At 65.6% G+C, this 17418-nt stretch carries 15 protein-coding genes; 7 read left to right on the plus strand and 8 right to left on the minus strand.

The features are described 5' to 3' along the window. Nucleotides 1-104 precede the first annotated feature (104 nt). Nucleotides 105-1040: an arginase gene (rocF, locus tag ACIGJE_RS23545; protein ID WP_311944667.1), complete on the minus strand. Its 936-nt coding sequence runs from the start codon at nucleotides 1038-1040 to the stop codon at nucleotides 105-107. 125 nt (nucleotides 1041-1165) lie between these two features. On the opposite strand from rocF, the gene ACIGJE_RS23550 reads away from it, so the two are divergent. After that, entirely contained in the window at nucleotides 1166-1603 is a 438-nt protein-coding gene (locus tag ACIGJE_RS23550) for an Lrp/AsnC family transcriptional regulator (RefSeq protein ID WP_068294636.1), read from the plus strand. A 385-nt stretch (nucleotides 1604-1988) separates the two neighbouring features. Next, nucleotides 1989-2543: a GNAT family N-acetyltransferase gene (locus ACIGJE_RS23555; protein WP_394311684.1), complete on the plus strand. Its 555-nt coding sequence runs from the start codon at nucleotides 1989-1991 to the stop codon at nucleotides 2541-2543. Here the strand turns inward: ACIGJE_RS23555 and ACIGJE_RS23560 are convergent. Genes ACIGJE_RS23560 through ACIGJE_RS23570 form a run of 3 tightly spaced genes read right to left on the minus strand, consistent with a single transcriptional unit; the run spans nucleotide 2512 to nucleotide 7786 of the window. Next, entirely contained in the window at nucleotides 2512-5565 is a 3054-nt protein-coding gene (locus ACIGJE_RS23560) for an efflux RND transporter permease subunit (RefSeq protein WP_415080513.1), read from the minus strand. The two genes, ACIGJE_RS23555 and ACIGJE_RS23560, sit on opposite strands and share 32 nt — an antisense overlap. After that, a complete protein-coding gene (locus ACIGJE_RS23565; RefSeq protein WP_415080512.1) occupies nucleotides 5562-6665 on the minus strand; it encodes an efflux RND transporter periplasmic adaptor subunit in 1104 nt (367 codons plus the stop codon). Before ACIGJE_RS23565 ends, ACIGJE_RS23560 begins: the two co-directional genes overlap by 4 nt. Next, the gene (locus tag ACIGJE_RS23570) at nucleotides 6662-7786 is read right to left on the minus strand and encodes an efflux RND transporter periplasmic adaptor subunit (protein WP_415080511.1); all 1125 of its coding nucleotides are present in this window, start codon (nucleotides 7784-7786) and stop codon (nucleotides 6662-6664) included. Before ACIGJE_RS23570 ends, ACIGJE_RS23565 begins: the two co-directional genes overlap by 4 nt. Before the next feature lie 293 nt (nucleotides 7787-8079). Here ACIGJE_RS23570 and ACIGJE_RS23575 point away from each other — a divergent pair, with 293 nt between their 5' ends. Beyond that, nucleotides 8080-8601, plus strand: coding sequence for a TetR/AcrR family transcriptional regulator (locus tag ACIGJE_RS23575; RefSeq protein WP_311944660.1), 522 nt, complete (start codon nucleotides 8080-8082; stop codon nucleotides 8599-8601). 19 nt (nucleotides 8602-8620) lie between these two features. Here ACIGJE_RS23575 and ACIGJE_RS23580 read toward each other — a convergent pair whose 3' ends face one another. Next, the gene (locus ACIGJE_RS23580; RefSeq protein WP_415080509.1) at nucleotides 8621-9559 is read right to left on the minus strand and encodes a LysR family transcriptional regulator; all 939 of its coding nucleotides are present in this window, start codon (nucleotides 9557-9559) and stop codon (nucleotides 8621-8623) included. A 92-nt stretch (nucleotides 9560-9651) separates the two neighbouring features. Between ACIGJE_RS23580 and ACIGJE_RS23585 the strand changes: the two genes are divergently transcribed. Next, nucleotides 9652-10527, plus strand: coding sequence for an aldo/keto reductase family oxidoreductase (locus ACIGJE_RS23585; protein WP_415080508.1), 876 nt, complete (start codon nucleotides 9652-9654; stop codon nucleotides 10525-10527). A gap of 210 nt (nucleotides 10528-10737) precedes the next feature. Here ACIGJE_RS23585 and ACIGJE_RS23590 read toward each other — a convergent pair whose 3' ends face one another. The 3 genes from ACIGJE_RS23590 to ACIGJE_RS23600 all read right to left on the minus strand — a co-directional run bounded on the left by ACIGJE_RS23590 (nucleotide 10738) and on the right by ACIGJE_RS23600 (nucleotide 14435). After that, nucleotides 10738-12405: an OFA family MFS transporter gene (locus ACIGJE_RS23590; RefSeq protein WP_483678797.1), complete on the minus strand. Its 1668-nt coding sequence runs from the start codon at nucleotides 12403-12405 to the stop codon at nucleotides 10738-10740. Between the two features lie 103 nt (nucleotides 12406-12508). Continuing rightward, nucleotides 12509-13318, minus strand: coding sequence for an SDR family NAD(P)-dependent oxidoreductase (locus ACIGJE_RS23595; RefSeq protein ID WP_483678798.1), 810 nt, complete (start codon nucleotides 13316-13318; stop codon nucleotides 12509-12511). Between the two features lie 193 nt (nucleotides 13319-13511). After that, complete coding sequence (locus tag ACIGJE_RS23600; protein WP_311944655.1) at nucleotides 13512-14435, minus strand: LysR family transcriptional regulator; 924 nt, start codon at nucleotides 14433-14435, stop codon at nucleotides 13512-13514. Nucleotides 14436-14622: 187 nt separating this feature from the next. Here ACIGJE_RS23600 and ACIGJE_RS23605 point away from each other — a divergent pair, with 187 nt between their 5' ends. The 3 genes from ACIGJE_RS23605 (at nucleotide 14623) to ACIGJE_RS23615 (ending at nucleotide 17382) form a co-directional block, all read left to right on the plus strand. Further along, nucleotides 14623-15663 (plus strand): aldo/keto reductase, encoded by a 1041-nt coding sequence (locus ACIGJE_RS23605; protein WP_483678800.1) that lies wholly within the window; start codon nucleotides 14623-14625, stop codon nucleotides 15661-15663. A 91-nt stretch (nucleotides 15664-15754) separates the two neighbouring features. After that, nucleotides 15755-16339 carry a histidine phosphatase family protein gene (locus ACIGJE_RS23610; RefSeq protein WP_483678802.1) on the plus strand — a complete coding sequence of 195 codons (585 nt, stop codon included), beginning with the start codon at nucleotides 15755-15757 and terminating at the stop codon, nucleotides 16337-16339. Between the two features lie 170 nt (nucleotides 16340-16509). Continuing rightward, nucleotides 16510-17382 (plus strand): NAD(P)-dependent oxidoreductase, encoded by an 873-nt coding sequence (locus ACIGJE_RS23615; RefSeq protein WP_311944652.1) that lies wholly within the window; start codon nucleotides 16510-16512, stop codon nucleotides 17380-17382. The last annotated feature ends 36 nt before the right edge of the window (nucleotides 17383-17418 follow it).

The following is a 17418-nucleotide window of genomic DNA, read 5'->3' on the forward strand; positions in this document are numbered from 1 at the left end:
ATCCGCCGCTGCGCTGACATGGCGGCGGCAGATCCCTCTTCCCAACGCCACGATTGCAGGTCTGGCTTCCCAGATGCAATGACAGGTTAGGCCGTTTAGGCCGTTTAGGCCGTGCCCGCGCGCGTCGGCCGATCCATCACCCGCCGCCCCATCAGGCTGGCAACGAGATCGACCATGAGCAGGGCCGTGCGGCCGCGCTCGTCGAGGAAGGGGTTGAGCTCGACGAGATCGAGGCTGGTGGCGAGGCCGCTGTCATGCAGCATCTCCATGATCAGATGCGCCTCGCGGAAGGTCGCACCGCCCGGCACCGTGGTGCCGACGCCCGGCGCAATGCCGGGATCGAGGAAGTCGACGTCGAGGCTGACATGCAGCACGCCGTTCGCCTCCGCCACGCGCTTGAGAAAGGCCTGCAGCAGCGGGCCGACGCCATGCTCGTCGATGGCGCGCATGTCATGCACGGTGACGCCTGCGGCGGTCAGGGCCGTGCGCTCGGCCGGATCGACGCTGCGAATGCCGATCATGCAGATGTTCTCGGGATTCACTGGCGCGGCCAGCGGCGGGAAATAGCCCTCGAAGCCGGGCCGGCCGGTGGCATAGGCCACCGGGCAGCCATGCAGATTGCCACTTACCGTCGAGTCCAGCGTGTGAAAATCGGGATGGGCATCGAGCCAGAGCACGAAGAAGGGCCGGCCCGTTTCGGCGGCTCGCCGGCTGAAACCACTGAGCGTGCCGGCAGCCAGGCCATGATCGCCGCCGAGGATGATCGGCATGCCCTCGGCACCGAGACGATAGGAAGCCTCGGCGAGGGCTTCGGTCCAGGCCACCACTTCAGGCAGATGCTTTATGGCCTGGTTGGGGTGACCGAGCGGGCGCTGGGGTGCGGGAGCAAGGTTGCCGCGATCCTCGACGCTGTGGCCGAGTTCCTGCAAGGCGCCAGCCAGGCCTGCGGCCCGGAAGCCGCCGGGGCCCATATCGCAGCCAAGCCGTCCCGTGCCTTCCTGCAGCGGCACACCCAGCAAGATACAATGTTTCGAAGTCATGCGAGCCTCTTGAAATCCGGCGGCAGTCTATCGCCCAGGCTTGGCGGTATGAACGATGCAATTTGGCAAAGAGCTCAATATCCCTTATCGAATTGCTATAAACTTATGATCAGTTCGGCAAACGCATGGATGACATCGACCGCCAGCTCCTCACCCTGCTGCGCCACAATGGCCGGCGCAGCATTTCCGATCTCGCCGGCGAGCTAGGCCTGTCGCGCGCCACGGTGCGGGCACGCATCGAGCGCATGGAAGCCCAGGGCGACATCATCGGCTACACCGTGATCCTCAAGGCCGACGCGATCGCCATGCCGGTGCGCGGCATCGTGATGATCGAGGTGGAAGGACGGGCCGCGGACCGGGTCATCGACGTCCTCGGCGGCTTTCCCGAGGTCAGCGCAGTGCACACCACCAATGGCCGCTGGGACATCGTGGTGGAGTTCGCCACCCTTAATCTCAGCGATCTCGACGCTGTCCTGCGCCGCATCCGCCTGATCCAGGGCGTTACTGCTTCCGAAACCCACCTGCTGCTCGCCACGCCGCGCAGCACGCAGGCGAGACTCTAAAGCGTTTTGCGATTTGGTGGAATCATCCAGAATCGCAAAGACGCGTCGGAACAAGGAGTTAGAGCAAACAAGCGTTCACGCCTGAACGCGTTTTGCTCTAGGAGCCGCCGTTTCCTGCTCCCGCATCCTCGTCATCCGGACGGATGCGGCGCCCAGCAGCACCCTTCCATCGGGACCCCATGCGTGTTTCAGTAGGGAGCGCGGGTCCTGCCATCATCAGGGTCTCGGCTCATCCACGCCGGCCATCTACATGGCGGGACCGGCCAGCAATGATGCTGGCCTAAGCGTTTGCAGCGTATGGTCTTGGAACGTCGGCGCTTGAGCCGCGTTTCATGCCCCAAGAGTGTTTCCGGAACGGGTAACTGCCAGCTTTGGGAGCGATGGAATGAGCGCAGTCAACATCCGATCTGCCCGTCTCGACGACGCCAAGGCGGTGGCCGACCTGCATGTCGCGGTCTGGCGCCACACCTATCATGCGCTGGCGCCTTCCAAGGCCTTCGTCGCACTGGACGAGGAGCATCGCTTCGCAAGCTGGCACAAGCGGCTGTCCTCCCCTGCCGCCGACCAGATCGTGCTGCTGGCCGAAAGCGGGGCCGGGCTGGTCGGCTTTGCCGCGGCCGGCACGCCCTCGCAGGCGATCTTCGACGGACGCAGCGAGATCAAGCATCTCTATGTCGATCCACAGCATAAGCGCCGGGGTATCGGACGGGCCCTGCTCGAAACGATGGCGGCGCGGCTGGTCGAACAGGGCCGCCGGAGCGCTGCCATCGGCGTCGTCGCCGGCAATGGACCCGCGATTGCCTTCTACGAGGCGCAAGGCGGCAGGCCGGCCGGATCCTACACCGATCCGGGCCCGCTCTGGCGCTCGCACAACCTCGTCTATGCCTGGGACGATCTGGAGGCGCTCGTCAGGCGGCAGCCGGTGTCGTCGGCTCCTTGATCCGGTACCAGGCCACATAGAGGGCCGGCAGGAACAGCAGCGTCAGTACGGTTGCCACCAGGATGCCGCCGATCATGGCATAGGCCATCGGGCCCCAGAACACCTCGCGGGCGATCGGGATCATGCCGAGGCTGGCGGCGGCCGCCGTCAGCATGATCGGACGCATGCGGTGGACGGTCGCGTCCACCACGGCGGTCCAGCGATCCATGCCCGCCTCCTCATGATCCTCGATCTGCTTCACCAGGATCACGGAGTTGCGGATGATGATGCCGATCAGCGAGAGAATGCCGAGGATGGCGACGAAGCCCATGGGCTGATTGAAGGGCAGGAGGCCGAGCACCACGCCGATCAGGCCGAGCGGCGCCACGCTGATCACCAGGAACAGCTTCTGGAAGCTCTGGAGCTGTACCATCAGGATGGTCACCATGGTCAGGAGCATGATCGGCACGATGGCGATGATCGGCCCCTGGCCCTTGGCGGATTCCTCCACCGCCCCACCCACTTCGAGCTTGTAGTGGTCGGGCAGCCCGGCCTTGAATTCGGCCACCTTCGGCGCCAGCCTGTCGACCACCGTCGCCGGCTGGACATTGCCGACCAGCGCGGCCTGCACCGTGATGGTGGGCAGGCGCGAGCGGCGCCAGACGATCGGCTGCTCCATGCCGTAGCCGATATTCGCCACCGCGCGCAGCGGCACCACTGTCCCGCCCGAGAGCGGGATCTGCAGGTTCTCCAGCGTCTCCACGGAGTTGCGCTGATCCGCAGTGGCACGGCCGACCACGTTGACCAGATAGATGTTGTCACGCACCTGGGTGAAGGCGGTTCCCGCCAGCGTGCCATCGAGGATGGAGGCGATATCCTGCGAGGTGACGCCGAGCAGGCGCGCCTTGTTCTGGTCGACCTCGACCTTGAGCACGCGCGCCGGCTCGTTCCAGTCGAAGGTGATCGTGCCCAGATTGGGGTCGGCAGCGATGATGCCGGCAAGCTTGATCGCCTGCTCGCGCACCTTCTGGAGATCGGCGCCGCTGACGCGATACTGCACGGGGCGGCCGACCGGCGGACCCAGCTCGAGCGGATGGACGAGCACGTCGATGCCGACGAACTTGTCGCGGGCCAGCGCCTCCAGCTTCTTCTGCACGCGGTTGCGGGCCTCGATATTCTTGGTGACCACCACGGCCTGGCCGAAGAAGGGGTTGGAGAGCTGCTGGTCGAGCGGCAAGTAGAAGCGCACGGCGCCCTGCCCGATATAGGAGCTCCAGCGCACCACGTCGTCATCCCCGACGAACGCCTGCTCGAAACGGTCCATCTGCACCTTGGTCTCACCGATGGCGCTGTTCTGCGGCAGCGTCATGTCGACCAGCAGTTCCGGCCGATCGGACGAAGGGAAGAATTGCTGCTGGACATGGCCCATGGCCACCACGGAGGCAGCGAGCAGGCCAAGGCAGACGGCAATGGTCGCCCAGCGCCAGCGCATGGCGGCGAGCAGCGTGCTCTTGAAGGCGGAAGCCAGCCGGCTCGGCTTTTCGTCATGCTTCTTCATGGTCGCAGGCAGCACGGTCACGCCCAGCAGGGGCGCGAACAGCACCGCGACGATCCAGGATACCAGCAGGGCGACGGCGATCACCACGAACAGGGTGAAAGTATATTGGCCCGCCGAACTCGAATTGAGGCCGATCGGGATGAAGCCGGCCACCGTCACCAGCGTGCCCGTCAGCATCGGAAAGGCCGTCGAGGTGTAGGCGAAGGTCGCTGCCCTGCCCAGGCTGTCGCCCGCCTCCAGCCGGCTGATCATCATCTCCACCGTGATCATCGCGTCGTCGACCAGCAGGCCGAGGGCGATGATCAGCGCGCCCAGCGAGATGCGCTGCAGGGAGATGCCGGTATATTCCATCACCAGGAAGACGATGGCCAGCACAAGCGGGATGGAGATCGCCACCACCAGCCCGGCACGCAGGCCGAGGCTGACGAAGCTCACCGCCATCACGATGATCACCGCCTCCATCAGGGCGCGGGTGAAGCCGGAAATCGCCTCCTCGACCACCGCCGGCTGGTCGGAGACCAGATGCACGCCGACGCCGATCGGCAGGGTGCCGGTGACTTCGGTCATGGCCTCCTTCAGGTCCTCGCCAAACTGGAGAACGTTGCCGTTCGGCGCCATGGCGACCGCCAGGCCGATGGCGGGCTTGCCGTCGAAACGGAAGAGCGAAGTCGGCGGATCGACATAGCCGCGCGTGATGGTGGCGACATCGCTCAGCCGGAAGAAGCGGTCATTGACGCGCAGATTGATTGCCCTGAGGTCCTGTTCCGACTTGAAGCCGCCATCGACCCGCACGCTGACGCGATCTCGCCCGGCCTGGATCACGCCGGCGGCCGAGACGGAGTTCTGCGCCTGCAGCGAGGCGATCACCGCCTGGCGGTCGAGCCCGAGGCTGGCAAGGCGCGCCGTGTCGAAATCGAGATAGATCACCTCGTCCTGGGCGCCGAGGATCTGGGTCTTGCCGGCATTGGGTACGGCGAGCGCACGATTGCGTACTTCCTCGACATAGTCGCGCAGCTGGCGGAAATCGATGCCGTCGGCCGTGAAGGCATAGACATTGCCGTAGACGTCGCCGAACTCGTCATTGAAGAAGGGCCCCTGCACACCGCTCGGCAGGGTGTACCAGATGTCGTTCACATGCTTGCGCACCTGGTAGAAGGCATCGCTCAGGGCCCGGCCGTTGGTGGTGTCCTTGAGGTTGACCATGATGGTGGCCGTGCCCGGCCGCGTATAGCTGCGCGTATAGTCGAGCGCGCCGATCTGCTGGAGCTCCTTCTCGACCCGGTCGGTGACCTGGTTGAGGGTCTCGTCGAGCGTGGCGCCCGGCCAGTTCACCTGGACGACCATGGTCTTGATGTCGAAGGACGGATCCTCCTCGCGGCCGAGCCTCACATAGGAGAGAGCGCCGGCGATCACCGAGGCGATCATCAGATACCAGATGAAGGAGCGGTGCTTGAGCGCCCAGTCCGACAGGTTGAAGCCGCTCATTTCTGTTCCTCGAGAGTCTGGCTGCGCTGGAGATCGACGGCCTGGCCGGGTTGCAGGCTGCCAACCCCGGCTTCCACCACGATGTCCCCGTCCTTGAGGCCATCAACCACGGCATAGCCGGCCTTGGTGGAGACCAGGGTCACCGGCCGGGCCACGACCACGGCCTTGGCCGCATCCACCACCCAGACGGACGGCTTGTCGCTCGGTCCGGCCAAGGCCGAGACGGGAACGGCGACATGGGGCGCGACCTTTCGCGTGGCGGACACGGAAATGGTCGAGCCGAGCCGGAAGCCATTGGGTGGATCCTGCAGGGCCAGGCGAGCCCGGCGCGTGCGCGTCACCGCATCGGAGGCAGGCGCGAGCTGGCGCAGCGTGGCCGTGGTGCGGATGCTGGGCTCGCCGGCCAGAACGACGTCGAAGCGGGGATAGGCCTTGAGTTCGTCGGCCAGATAATCTGGCACGTCGACCACGGCCTCGCGCACGTCGGGCCGAGCCAGGGTGACGATGATGTCACCGGCCGACACCACCTTGCCGACGTCGGAATTCACGGCGGTGATCACGCCGTCATAGGGAGCGACGAGCTCGGCATAGCTGAGCACGTTGCGGGCCTGCCGCAGCGAGGCCTCGGCCTGGGAGACCTTGGCGTCCGCCGTCTCCCGCGCGGCCACGGCCGTATCGACCTGCGCGCGCGAAGCCGTCTCGGTGACCACCAAGGCGCGGCTGCGGTTTTCGGTCAGCACGGCATTGGCGAGCTGGGCCTTGGCATTGGCGAGATCGGCCTCGGCCGACTGCACGGCGAGGCGCAGCAGCGTGGCATCGACGGCCGCCAGCCTGTCACCCTGTTTGACCCTGTCGCCGACATTCACTTCGCGGGCGATGATACGCCCGCCGACCTGGAAGCCGAGATCGGTCTGGTAGCGGGCGTCGACGCTGCCGACGAAGGGGCCGAAGCTGGCCGTGTCGATGCTGCGCACCGTGAAGGTCAGCACCGGCCGGGCGATGCGGTCCTGCGCCAAGGCGTCGCCAGCCAGTACCAGGGCACCCCCGGCCAGGGCCACTAGGGCCGCCGAGGTCATCGGCATGAGACGGGAAAAGCTCATCGCGCCTGCTCCTCGACGGTTTCGACGACGACTTCGACGACCTGGCCGGGCCGCAGCAATTGACCGCCGCGCACGACGACGCTCTCGCCATCTTCGAGTCCGGCCGACAGCACGATGTCCTGCGTGGTGTAACGATCGAGCGTGACAACCCGCGGTTCGACCGCATGGGTGTCGGCAGCGACGGTCCAGACAGCCGGTTTGCCCTGCCACTCGAACAGAGCCGAGGACGGCAGCACGAAACGCTTCTGGGCAGCAAGGCTGGCCTCGCCGCGCACGGCCGTGCCGAGCGACATGGCCGGTGGCGTTTCCTTGAGGCCGATCTTCACCCGGATCGTGCCCTTGCGGGCATCGACGATGGGCGAGATCTCCCGCACATGGCCGGTCGTCTTCACGCTGGGATCCGCCACCAGCGTGATACCGATCTCCGGTGAACCCGGCGGCTTGTCGATCAGGGCCTCGTAGACGTCGAAGACCGCGTCGCGCGGTCCGTCCTGAGCGATGCTGACCACGGTCTGGCCGGCCTGGACGACCTGCCCCGCCTCGGCATTGCGTGTCGTCACCGTGCCGGCGACACCGGCGCGCAGATCCGCATAGCCGAGCTGTTCCTTGGCCTGCTCGACCTGTGCCGTCGCGGCCGCCACGGAAGCCTGGGCGACGCTGAGATTCTCCTGCGCGGCGTCGAGACTGCTTTGCGAGGTGGCATTCGAGGTGATCAGTGTCTTCTGGCGCTGATACGCAGCCTGGCTCTGCTGGAGCTGCGCCTGGGCTGAAGCGAGCGCGGCGTTGGCGGTGTCGAGGGCGATGCGCTGCTCCTGTCCGTCGACGCGTGCCAGCACCTGGTCCGGCGTGACGTGATCACCGACATCCACCAGCCTTTCGACGATGCGCCCGCTCACGCGGAACGATATGTCGCTCTGCACCTGGGCCTCCACGTCGCCGGTCAGGCTGACGCTCGGCCGGTAATCGGCAACCCGCGCGGTCACCACGCCAACGCGGGCCGGCGCCCCTCCGCTCCAGGCGGCGGCGGGCAAGGTCATCGCAATCAGGCTTCCGAGCAGGACGGCGCGCTGCAACCTTACGGCGCGGCGCGGCCATGCGGGATTGCCGAGGTTTGAGATCATCGTCGTCCTCGCTGATTCATGCGAATGTCGTTCGAGGAAGCCGCTTCGACGGGAAGGCCTGAGATCCTGCAATTGTAGCATCGTCCTCACCCGCTCCGCGGCGTCCAGAGGCCATGGTCCCCTCCCGGGACACCCGGTCGGGAACGATCATTTCACTTGTCGAGCGTTCCCATATCAACTAAAAACAAAACCGTCCAGACGGTTTTTATTGAACGGAGACCCTTTCAGGAATTATGCCCCAGTCTGCTCCCCCACCCCAGACCCTGCGCGCGCGAAAGTTGCAGCGGCGCAGCATGGAAACCATCGGGCAAATCCTGACCGCCACCATCGCGGTGATCGAACGCATCGGCGTTCACAACCTCACCATCGATCTGGTGGCGGCAGAGGCCGGCGTCAGCAAGGGCGGCGTGCTGCATCATTTCCCGACCAAGACCGCCTTGATCGTCGCCGCCATGCGCCAGGACATGGAAACGCTGATGATGGAAATCGACGAGACCGCTGATGCGACCGTGAATTTCGCCTCGGCCCTGGCTCAGCTCGCCCGTCGCGTCGCCCTGGAGGAAGGCGGTGTGTCGCCGGCGTTCTTGGTGACTGCTGCCGAAATCCCGGAAGCGGCCGGCGTGCTGGCCACCATGTTCAGCACATTGGTCGAGCGAGCGGGCAAGGATGACAAGGCCGGCAGCATCGACTCGACCCTGGTGCTGTTCGCCTCCTATGGCATTCTCATCAGCATGGGCATGAAGTCCTTCCAGCCGAGCGCCGAGGAACTGGCCGCCCTGCTCGATAAACTGGACGCCTTTGCCGCGAGGGCCTGATGCCGTTGCTCAACTCCCCTCACCGGAGAGGCCTGTCCTCGGCGCCCGCCAGGGAGCGTGGCCCGGACGTCTTGATGAAATCGATGAATGCCCGCAGCGGTGCGGGAACGAGACGTCGCCCGGGATAATATAGAAAAGGGCCGGAGAAGCGTTGCCACCAGGGTTCAAGGACAGGTTCGAGAGCCCCGCTCTGAAAATACGGGCGCAGCCAATCCTCGAACAGAAAAATGATACCCGTGCCGGCAATTGCCGCCTCAACCGCCAGATCCGTCGCCGTACCGACGCTCACCAGGAGCGGCCCGGTGGCGTCGACGGTCACGATCTCGCCGTCGCGCTCGAACTCCCAGGCCGGCATTGCCCCGGATGAGAAACGGCCATGCAGGCAGGCATGGTGAAGCAGATCGCGCGGGTGCTCTGGCCGCCCCCGCCGATCGAGATAGGCGGGCGCCGCTCCAGCAGCAAAGCGCTGCATGCGCGGCCCGATGGGCACGGCTATCATGTCCTGTTCCAGCCGCTCGTCGTAGCGGATGCCGGCATCGCAGCCCGCCGCCAGCACATCGACGAAGCTGTCCTCGGCAATCACCTCCAGCCGGATATCGGGAAAGGCGGCAAGGAAACCGGGCACGATCGCCGGCAGCACCAGCCGGGCGGCGCTGACGGGCACATTGAGCCTGAGGGTCCCCGCCGGTCTGTCGCGAAAACCGTTGACGACATCCAGCGCCGCCTCCATCTCGCTCATGACCGGGCCAAGCCGCTCAAACAGGCGCTCGCCCGCCTCGGTGGCGGCGACGCTGCGCGTCGTACGGTTCAGCAGCCTGACGCCGAGCCTCGTCTCCAGCCGGCTCACCGCCTCGCTCAGGCCCGACGGGCTGGCTCCGCTCGCACGAGCGCCGTCACGGAAGCCCCCAGCCCGGGCGACGGCCATGAAAGCATGGAGATCGTTGAGATCGACTTTCACTGTTCGTAACTCCGAACAACCTGTCCGGATTATGGCCGATTGTCGCGCCAATTGACAGGCCCTAGCTACACCGGACGAACAGGAGATCGACCATGACCTCAACCAACCAGTCCGCCAATTTCAACCTCGGCGACCGTGCCGTGAAGCGCCTCGGCTATGGCGCCATGCAGCTTGCCGGTCCCGGCGTGTTCGGTCCACCCAAGGATCAGGACGCGGCCCTGGCTGTGCTACGCGAAGCCGTCGCATCCGGCGTGAACCATATCGATACCAGCGACTTCTACGGCCCGCACATCACCAACCGGCTGATCCGCGAGGCCTTGCACCCCTACGCCGACGATCTCGTCATCGTCACCAAGGTGGGCGCCCGGCGTGGCGAGGACGCGTCATGGCTTCCCGCCTTTTCGCAGGAGGCCCTCACCCAGGCGGTGCACGACAATCTGCGCAATCTCGGGCTTGATGTCCTCGACGTCGTCAATCTTCGCGTCATGTTCGACGTTCACGGGCCGGCCGAGGGTTCGATCGAAGCGCCGCTGACCGTTCTCGCCGAGCTTCGGGAGCAGGGCCTCATCCGGCATGTCGGATTGAGCAACGTCACCGCGACGCAGATCGCCGAAGGACGCCGCATCTGCCCGATCGTCTGCGTGCAGAACCACTATAATCTCGCCCACCGGGCCGATGACGCCCTGATCGACGATCTCGCCCGCCAGGGTACCGCCTATGTGCCCTATTTCCCGCTCGGCGGATTTACGCCGCTGCAATCCTCGACCCTGTCGGAGGTTGCCCGGCGCCTCGGTGCCTCGCCCATGCAGGTCGCGCTCGCCTGGCTCTATCGCCGCGGGCCCAACATTCTGCTGATTCCAGGCACGTCTTCCGTCGCGCATCTGCACGCCAACCTCGCAGCGGCAGAGCTCGACCTGCCGGCAGACGAGGTCGCCGCTCTCGATCGCGTTGTGGCAAGCCGTTCCTAAGGAGGGCAAGCAATCAACCGGAAGACCGGTTCCCCGTCTCGTCATAGCCGGGCCTTGATCCGGCTACCCAGAAGCCGCACGGACGAACCGTCGGGGAGCTGGATTGCCGGGTCAAGCCCGGCAATGACAAAGGTCGAGCCCCTCGAAACGCTTAAGTGAACTGCATTGGGTTCTCCGTCCCGTTCTTTCTCGATACGGGGGGATTTCGCTCTAGTGGAACAGCTTCAACGCATTGGAGAAGGTGATCCACACACCCCAGAGAATGGGGATGCCGACGGCCAGCCAGGCCAAGGCAGCCGGGCCGTTCAATCCGCCCCGCCCGATGCCTGAGGATTTCCCCTCCTGCGTCCCGCCGCGCTTTTGCAGGGCTGCGACCTCGGCATCGCTCATGAACCAGCGGGAGGCCACCGGCTTGATCATGAGATTGATGACGAAGCCGACGGCGAGCATGCCGGCGAGCACATACATGGTGCGGTCATAGACCTGGGCTCGGGGCACGCCGGCGGCGATCTGGGCGTCACGGATGTAGTTGATCACCACCGGCCCGACGATCCCCGCCGTCGACCACGCCGTCAGCAGCCGGCCATGGATGGCACCGACGAACTGGGTGCCGAACATGTCCGCGAGATAGGCCGGAACCGTGGCAAAGCCGCCGCCATACATCGAGACGATCACGCAGAAAAAGGCGACGAACACCGCCAGCAGCCCGGCATGGGCAGCCCAGGGTGCCGAGGCATAGAGCACGATGCCGAGGCCGAAGAAGGTGGCATAGGTAAGCTTGCGGCCGAGCTTGTCGGACAGCGAGGCCCAGAAGAAACGCCCGAAGATGTTGAACAGAGAGAGCAGGCCGACGAAGCTCGCGGCGATGGTGGCGACCAATTTGGCCTGCCCCGCATCGAGCGCTCCGAAGGCGATCTCCGGCTTGCCGATCAGCGAGCCGGCAAAGATCTCCTGCAGCATCGGTGAGGCCATGCCGAGCACGCCGATGCCAGCCGAGACGTTGAGGCAGAGCGCCGCCCAGATCAGCCAGAATTGCGGGGTCTTGTGGGCATTGGACAGATGGACATGGCCCGAGGTGATCATCGCCTTGGTGCTCTCGGGCGGCGTCCACCCTTCCGGGCGCCAGCCGGCCGGCGGCACGCGATAGCCGAAGGCGCCCGCCATCATGAACACGAAATAGATCACGGCCAATGTCACGAAGGTCTGCCAGACCCCGACGCTGTCCGCGCTCTTGAAATGATTCATCAGGATATCGGCCAGGGGGGAGCCGATCATCGCACCGCCACCGAAGCCCATGATCGCCATGCCGGTGGCCATGCCGCGCCGGTCCGGGAACCATTTGACCAGCGTGGAGACGGGAGAGATGTAGCCGAGGCCCAGGCCGATGCCGCCGATCACGCCCGAGCCCAGCCAGATCAGCCAGAGCTGGTGGATATAGACGCCGACCGCCGAGATGAGCAGTCCGCCGCACCAGCACAGGGCGGCCACGACACCGGCCTTACGCGGCCCGGCCCGCTCCAGCCAGCCGCCCCAGATGGCGGCGGCCGAGCCGAGCAGCACGAAGAAGAGCGTATAGGTCAAGGTGAGGTCGGAGACACGCCAGTCGCAGTTCGTGGTGAACAGGGCCCGCCCGAGACCAGCGAGCGCTCCCCAGAAGCCGGGATCGACCGCGCAGGCCACCGGCTTGCTGATGCCGAGTGCCTGTCCTAGAGGCAGCCAGAAGACGCTGAAGCCATAGGCCATGCCGATGCACAAATGGATGGCCAGTGCCGCAGGGGGTACGAGCCAACGATTGAAGCCCGGCTGTGCCACGATGCGTTCACGATCCAACAAACCAGGCGCCAGATCCCCAGCTTCGGCAGAAGCGCTACTATTCATTGGTGTTTCCTCAATATTTTCTTCTTAATTTCGCGGATAAAGCGCCGCCTTCGCGCGCAAACTTCCACGAAACTGAGGATCACGCAACGTCTGAGCCTCGGCTTTACTGAGCCAGATAGCCGCCATCCACCGGAAGCGTATGGCCGGTCACCATGGCGGCACCCGGACCGGCGAGGAAGAGAATGGCCGGGGAGACCTCATGCGGCTCGGCGATGCGGCGCAACGGCGTCATCGCCTCGATGCGCTGCATCAGTTCGGGCTGGGCCAGCAGGGGCGCGATGAAGGGCGTACGAACATAGGTGGGAGCAACCGCATTCACACGGATGCGATGCGGCGCCCATTCCACCGCCAGGGCGCGGGTGAGATTGACGATGGCGCCCTTGGTGGTCTGGTAGGAGATGTTCGGATAGACGCCGCCGCCCGACAGCGCCATGATCGAGGCGGTGTTGATGATCGCTCCGCCCTGCCCGGCCGCGATCATGTGGCGGGCCGCCGTGCGCGCACACAGGAAGACGCCGGTCATGTTGACGGCCACCACCTTGTCCCACGCTTCCAGGCTGAGATCCACGGCCGCATCGCGGATGGCGAGGCCGGCATTGTTGACAAGGATGTCGATATGGCCGTGGCGGGCGGCGATCTCAGTGAAACGCGCCGTCACCTCGGCCTCATCGGTCACGTCCATGACGAGCGCTTCTGCGCGGTGTGCGCCCCTGACGCTTGCCAGCACGTCCTCGCCCACCGGCGCCCGATCGAGAATGACCACCTCGGCCCCGGCCGCGGCCAGGGCCTGCGCCGCCGCCAGCCCGATGCCGCTGCCACCGCCGGTCACGGCCGCGACCTTGCCTTCCAGCCCGTAAAAATCGGTCAGGCTGACCGCGCCGTCCTGTTCCGCCGGATGTCCCTGTTCGCCCATGGTCGTTTCCCCTAAGCAGGATTTCTCAATGTTCTCCGCGGACGGGCAATAATGAGAAATCCTGCAAGTATTTGAAATCTTGCAGGTTCCTCTTGTTCGAGCCTGCTCGTTCTTGGATTGCCGCGTTCCCCAAAGCGGCGATGCAACGCCGACTCAAAAGTCCGACCATTCATCTGTGGCACCAAACCCGATGCTACGGAAGGCCGGAAACACCGGATTGACGCAGATGCTCGGCGCAGGCTTCTACGAAGGCGCGCAGCTTGGGCTGGCTCCGGCTGGTGCGGGGAAAATAGACGAAAAGGCTGTCGCCGGCCGGCGAAAATTCCTCCAGCACCGTTTCCAACAGCCCCTGGGCGAGCTCACCGGCCGTTTGCAGGGTCGAGCCATAGAGCAGCCCCATGCCTTGTACGGCCAGGGTCCGCAGCAGCCAGGGATCATTGGCAACGATGGCGCCGGGCGGCTCGATACTGAGCGCCTGGCCGTCCCGCTCGAACTCCCAGCGATAGATATCGCCGACATCCGGCCGCCGGTAACGCAGGCATTGGTGCCGGGCGATGTCTTCGGGCGCTTGCGGCCGGCCATGCCGGGCGAGATAGGCCGGGGAGGCCATCACCATCCAGCGAAAGGGCGGCGTCACCCGCACGGCGATCATGTCCTTGTCGATGAACTCGCCAACACGAATGCCGGCATCGAAGCCACCCTCGACCAGCTCGGCATGGGTGGAATCCACTGTCACGTCGACATGCACCTCCGGCCAACGCTGCTGAAACAGCGGCAGCACCGGTTCGAGGACATGCACCAGCGCCATGCGATGCACCAGCAGGCGCAGCGTGCCCGAAGGCTTGGCCCGCGACTGCACGAGATCGTCCAGCGCGCCCAGGATGGTCTCGGCTGCAGGCCCGAGCTGGGCCAGGAGGCGCTCGCCTTCCTCGGTCAGGGCAAGGCTGCGCGTGGTGCGGTGCAGGAGCGGCAGGCCGAGCCGGCGCTCCAGCCCCTGCAGCGCCTGGCTCACCGCCCCGGCAGTAACGCCGAGTTCGATGGCTGCCGCGCGGAAACTACCCCGGCGCACGATGGCGAGGAATTCGGACAAGCCGTCGAAGGGGTCGCTACGTGCCATCTCTGCGTCGCTGGAAGGGAATACGGTTCGACTGTATAGCACAGCTATACAGCGTGTGGAGCCGGCGCCGGCTTATGGCCTCGCCGGTAGGGGTCTATCTTCGAAGCGTGGCCGGGAGCCGGGCTCCCGCCCCTTGCCTGCCGCCAGAGCGGCAGCTTCCATCCCCTTAATTCATGGATTTCATCTCATGCGCTACAAGACACTTGGCAGCAGCGGCCTCTTCGTATCCGAGCTTTGCCTGGGCACCATGACCTTCGGTGGCGGCAACGAGTTCTGGAACACGATCGGCACGCTCGACCAGAGCCTGGCCGACGGCATCGTCGCCCGCGCCCTCGATGCCGGCATCAATTTCATCGACACAGCCGATGTCTATTCGGGTGGCCTGTCGGAGGAGATCACCGGCCGCGCCATCGTCAATTCCGACCGCAAACGCTCCGATATCGTGCTCGCCACCAAGGCGCTCGGCACGGTCGGCCCGGGGCCGAACGACAGGGGTGCCTCGCGCGGCCATATCATGGATGCGGTCAAGGCCAGCCTGAAACGGCTCGGCACCGACTATATCGATCTCTACCAGATCCATGGCCTCGACCGCTTCACGCCGATCGAGGAGACCATGCGCGCCCTCGACGATCTCGTAAGGCAGGGGCACATACGCTATGTCGGCCTCTCCAATTGGTCTGCCTGGACGATCATGAAGGCCCTCGGCCTCGCCGACCGGCATGGCTGGACGCGGCCTTCCACCCTGCAGGCCTACTACACCGTCGCCGGGCGTGACCTCGAACGCGAGATCGTGCCGCTGCTGGAGGCTGAAAAGCTCGGCCTGATGGTGTGGAGCCCGCTCGCCGGCGGCCTGCTCTCGGGCAAGATCGATCGCGACGGCAAAGGCCCGGACGGTGCGCGCCGGACCAATTTCGATTTTCCGCCCGTCGACAAGGACCGAGCCTTCGCCTGCATCGATGTGATGCGCGAGATCGCGCAGGCCCACAACGTGTCCGTTGCCCGCATCGCGCTGGCCTTCGTGCTGCATCGGCCCTTCGTGATGTCGGTGATCATCGGCGCCAAGTCCATCGAGCAGCTCGACGACAACCTGGCCGCCACCGATGTGGTGCTGAGCGCCGACGAACTCGCCCGTCTCGATGCCGTCAGTGCCCTGCCCCGCGAATATCCCGGTTGGATGATCGAGCGCCAGGCGGCGATGCGGCTGCCCGAGCCCCAGGGCCGCGCCTGAGGCGATCAGCCCGAAGGGGATGGCAATCGCCCTTCCCTTCGGACAGGATGAACCGCGAGGATTCGTTGCCGCGACCGCCGGAGACCCACGCTTGGCCGCCACCAGGATCGCCCATTTCATCACCCATGCGGACGTCGAGATCGACCCGGCCATTCCAGTGCTGCAATGGCGGCTCTCGGCCAGGGGCCGGGCTCGGCACGAGGCCTTCAACCGGCATGGTTTCGTCGCTCGCATTACCGCCGTCCACTCCAGCGACGAACGCAAGGCGCGTGACGGCGGCGAGATCCTGGCCGGTCATCTCGGTCTGCCCGTACAGGTGGTGCCGGCCCTGCATGAGAATGACCGCTCGGCGACCGGATTCCCGCCGTCACCCGAATTCGAGGCCACCGCCGACGCCTTCTTCGCCAATCCGGAGCTCAGCATTCGCGGCTGGGAGCGCGCCATCGACGCCCAGAACCGCATCGCCGCCGCCGTCGACGCCATCCTGGCGGCCGATCGCAGCCATGGCGACATCGCCATCGTCGCCCATGGCGGGGTCGGCACGCTCCTGCTCTGCCGCCTCCTGTCCGCCCCGATCGACCGCCGCCACGACCAGGCGGCGGGCGGCGGCAACTATTTCAGCTTCGAGGTGGCGACACGACGGCTGCTGCAAGGTTGGAAGCGGATCGAGCCCTGAATCAGCTTCCCCCCGGCACTGGGAAGGCAGCAACGCTCATCCATCCGCCACGCTGCCCCAGAGCACCAGGGTGGCCCCGTGCTGCGAGCCCGCACAATCGTTCAAGATTGGCGCGGGACCGCTGGATAGGATCCTTTCCCCGAAGATTTCAGGACGAGAAACGCGTCATCATGCCTGTCGGCTTCATCGGTCTCGGCGTCATGGGGGAACCCATGGCGCTCAATCTCGTAAAGGCGGGAACGCCGCTGGTGGTCTGGAACCGCTCCCCGGACAAATACGCCAGCTTGCAAGCTGCCGGTGCCGCGGTGGCCGTCAGCCCCGGCGAGGTCTTCGCCACGGCGCACATCGTGATCCTGATGCTGGCGAACTCGGCCGCGATCGATGCGGTGCTCGGCCGCGGCTCGATGGATTTCGAAAACCGGGTCGCCGACCATATCATCGTGCAGATGGGCACGATCTCGCCGGAAGATTCGCGCCGGCTCGACCAGGACATCCGCGCCGCCGGCGGCCACTATGTCGAAGCTGCGGTTTCCGGCTCCCGCAAGCCGGCCGAAGCCGGACAGCTCGTGGCCATGCTGGCAGGTGATGCGGGCGCGCTTGCCGAGATCCGCCCCCTGATCGCTGCGATGTGCCATCAGGCTTTCGACTGCGGAAGCGTTCCCGGCGCCTTGACGATGAAACTCGCCGTCAACCTGTTCCTGATCACCATGGTGACGGGCCTTGCCGAGGCCGCCCATTTTGCCGGGCAGCATGGTCTCGACATGCAGCAATTCCGGGCCATTCTCGATGCCGGCCCGATGGCGAGCCCGGTCTCCCGCATCAAACTGCAAAAACTGGTCGAGGGTGATTTTGCGGTGCAGGCCTCGATCGCCGATGTGTTGAAGAACAACCGCCTGGTCGCCGACGCCGCCCGCCGCGCTGGGCTTGCCTCGCCCCTGCTCGACATCTGCCATACCCTCTATGGCGAGACACAGGATCTCGGCCTCGGTACGTCCGACATGGCGGCGGTCATCCGGGCCATCGAGGCTCGGACCGCGCACTGAACAAGGCGGAAAGCCCCATCGCCGCGCTACCATGAT

The sequence above is a fragment of the Labrys sp. E2SS-1L genome, from assembly GCF_057073705.1.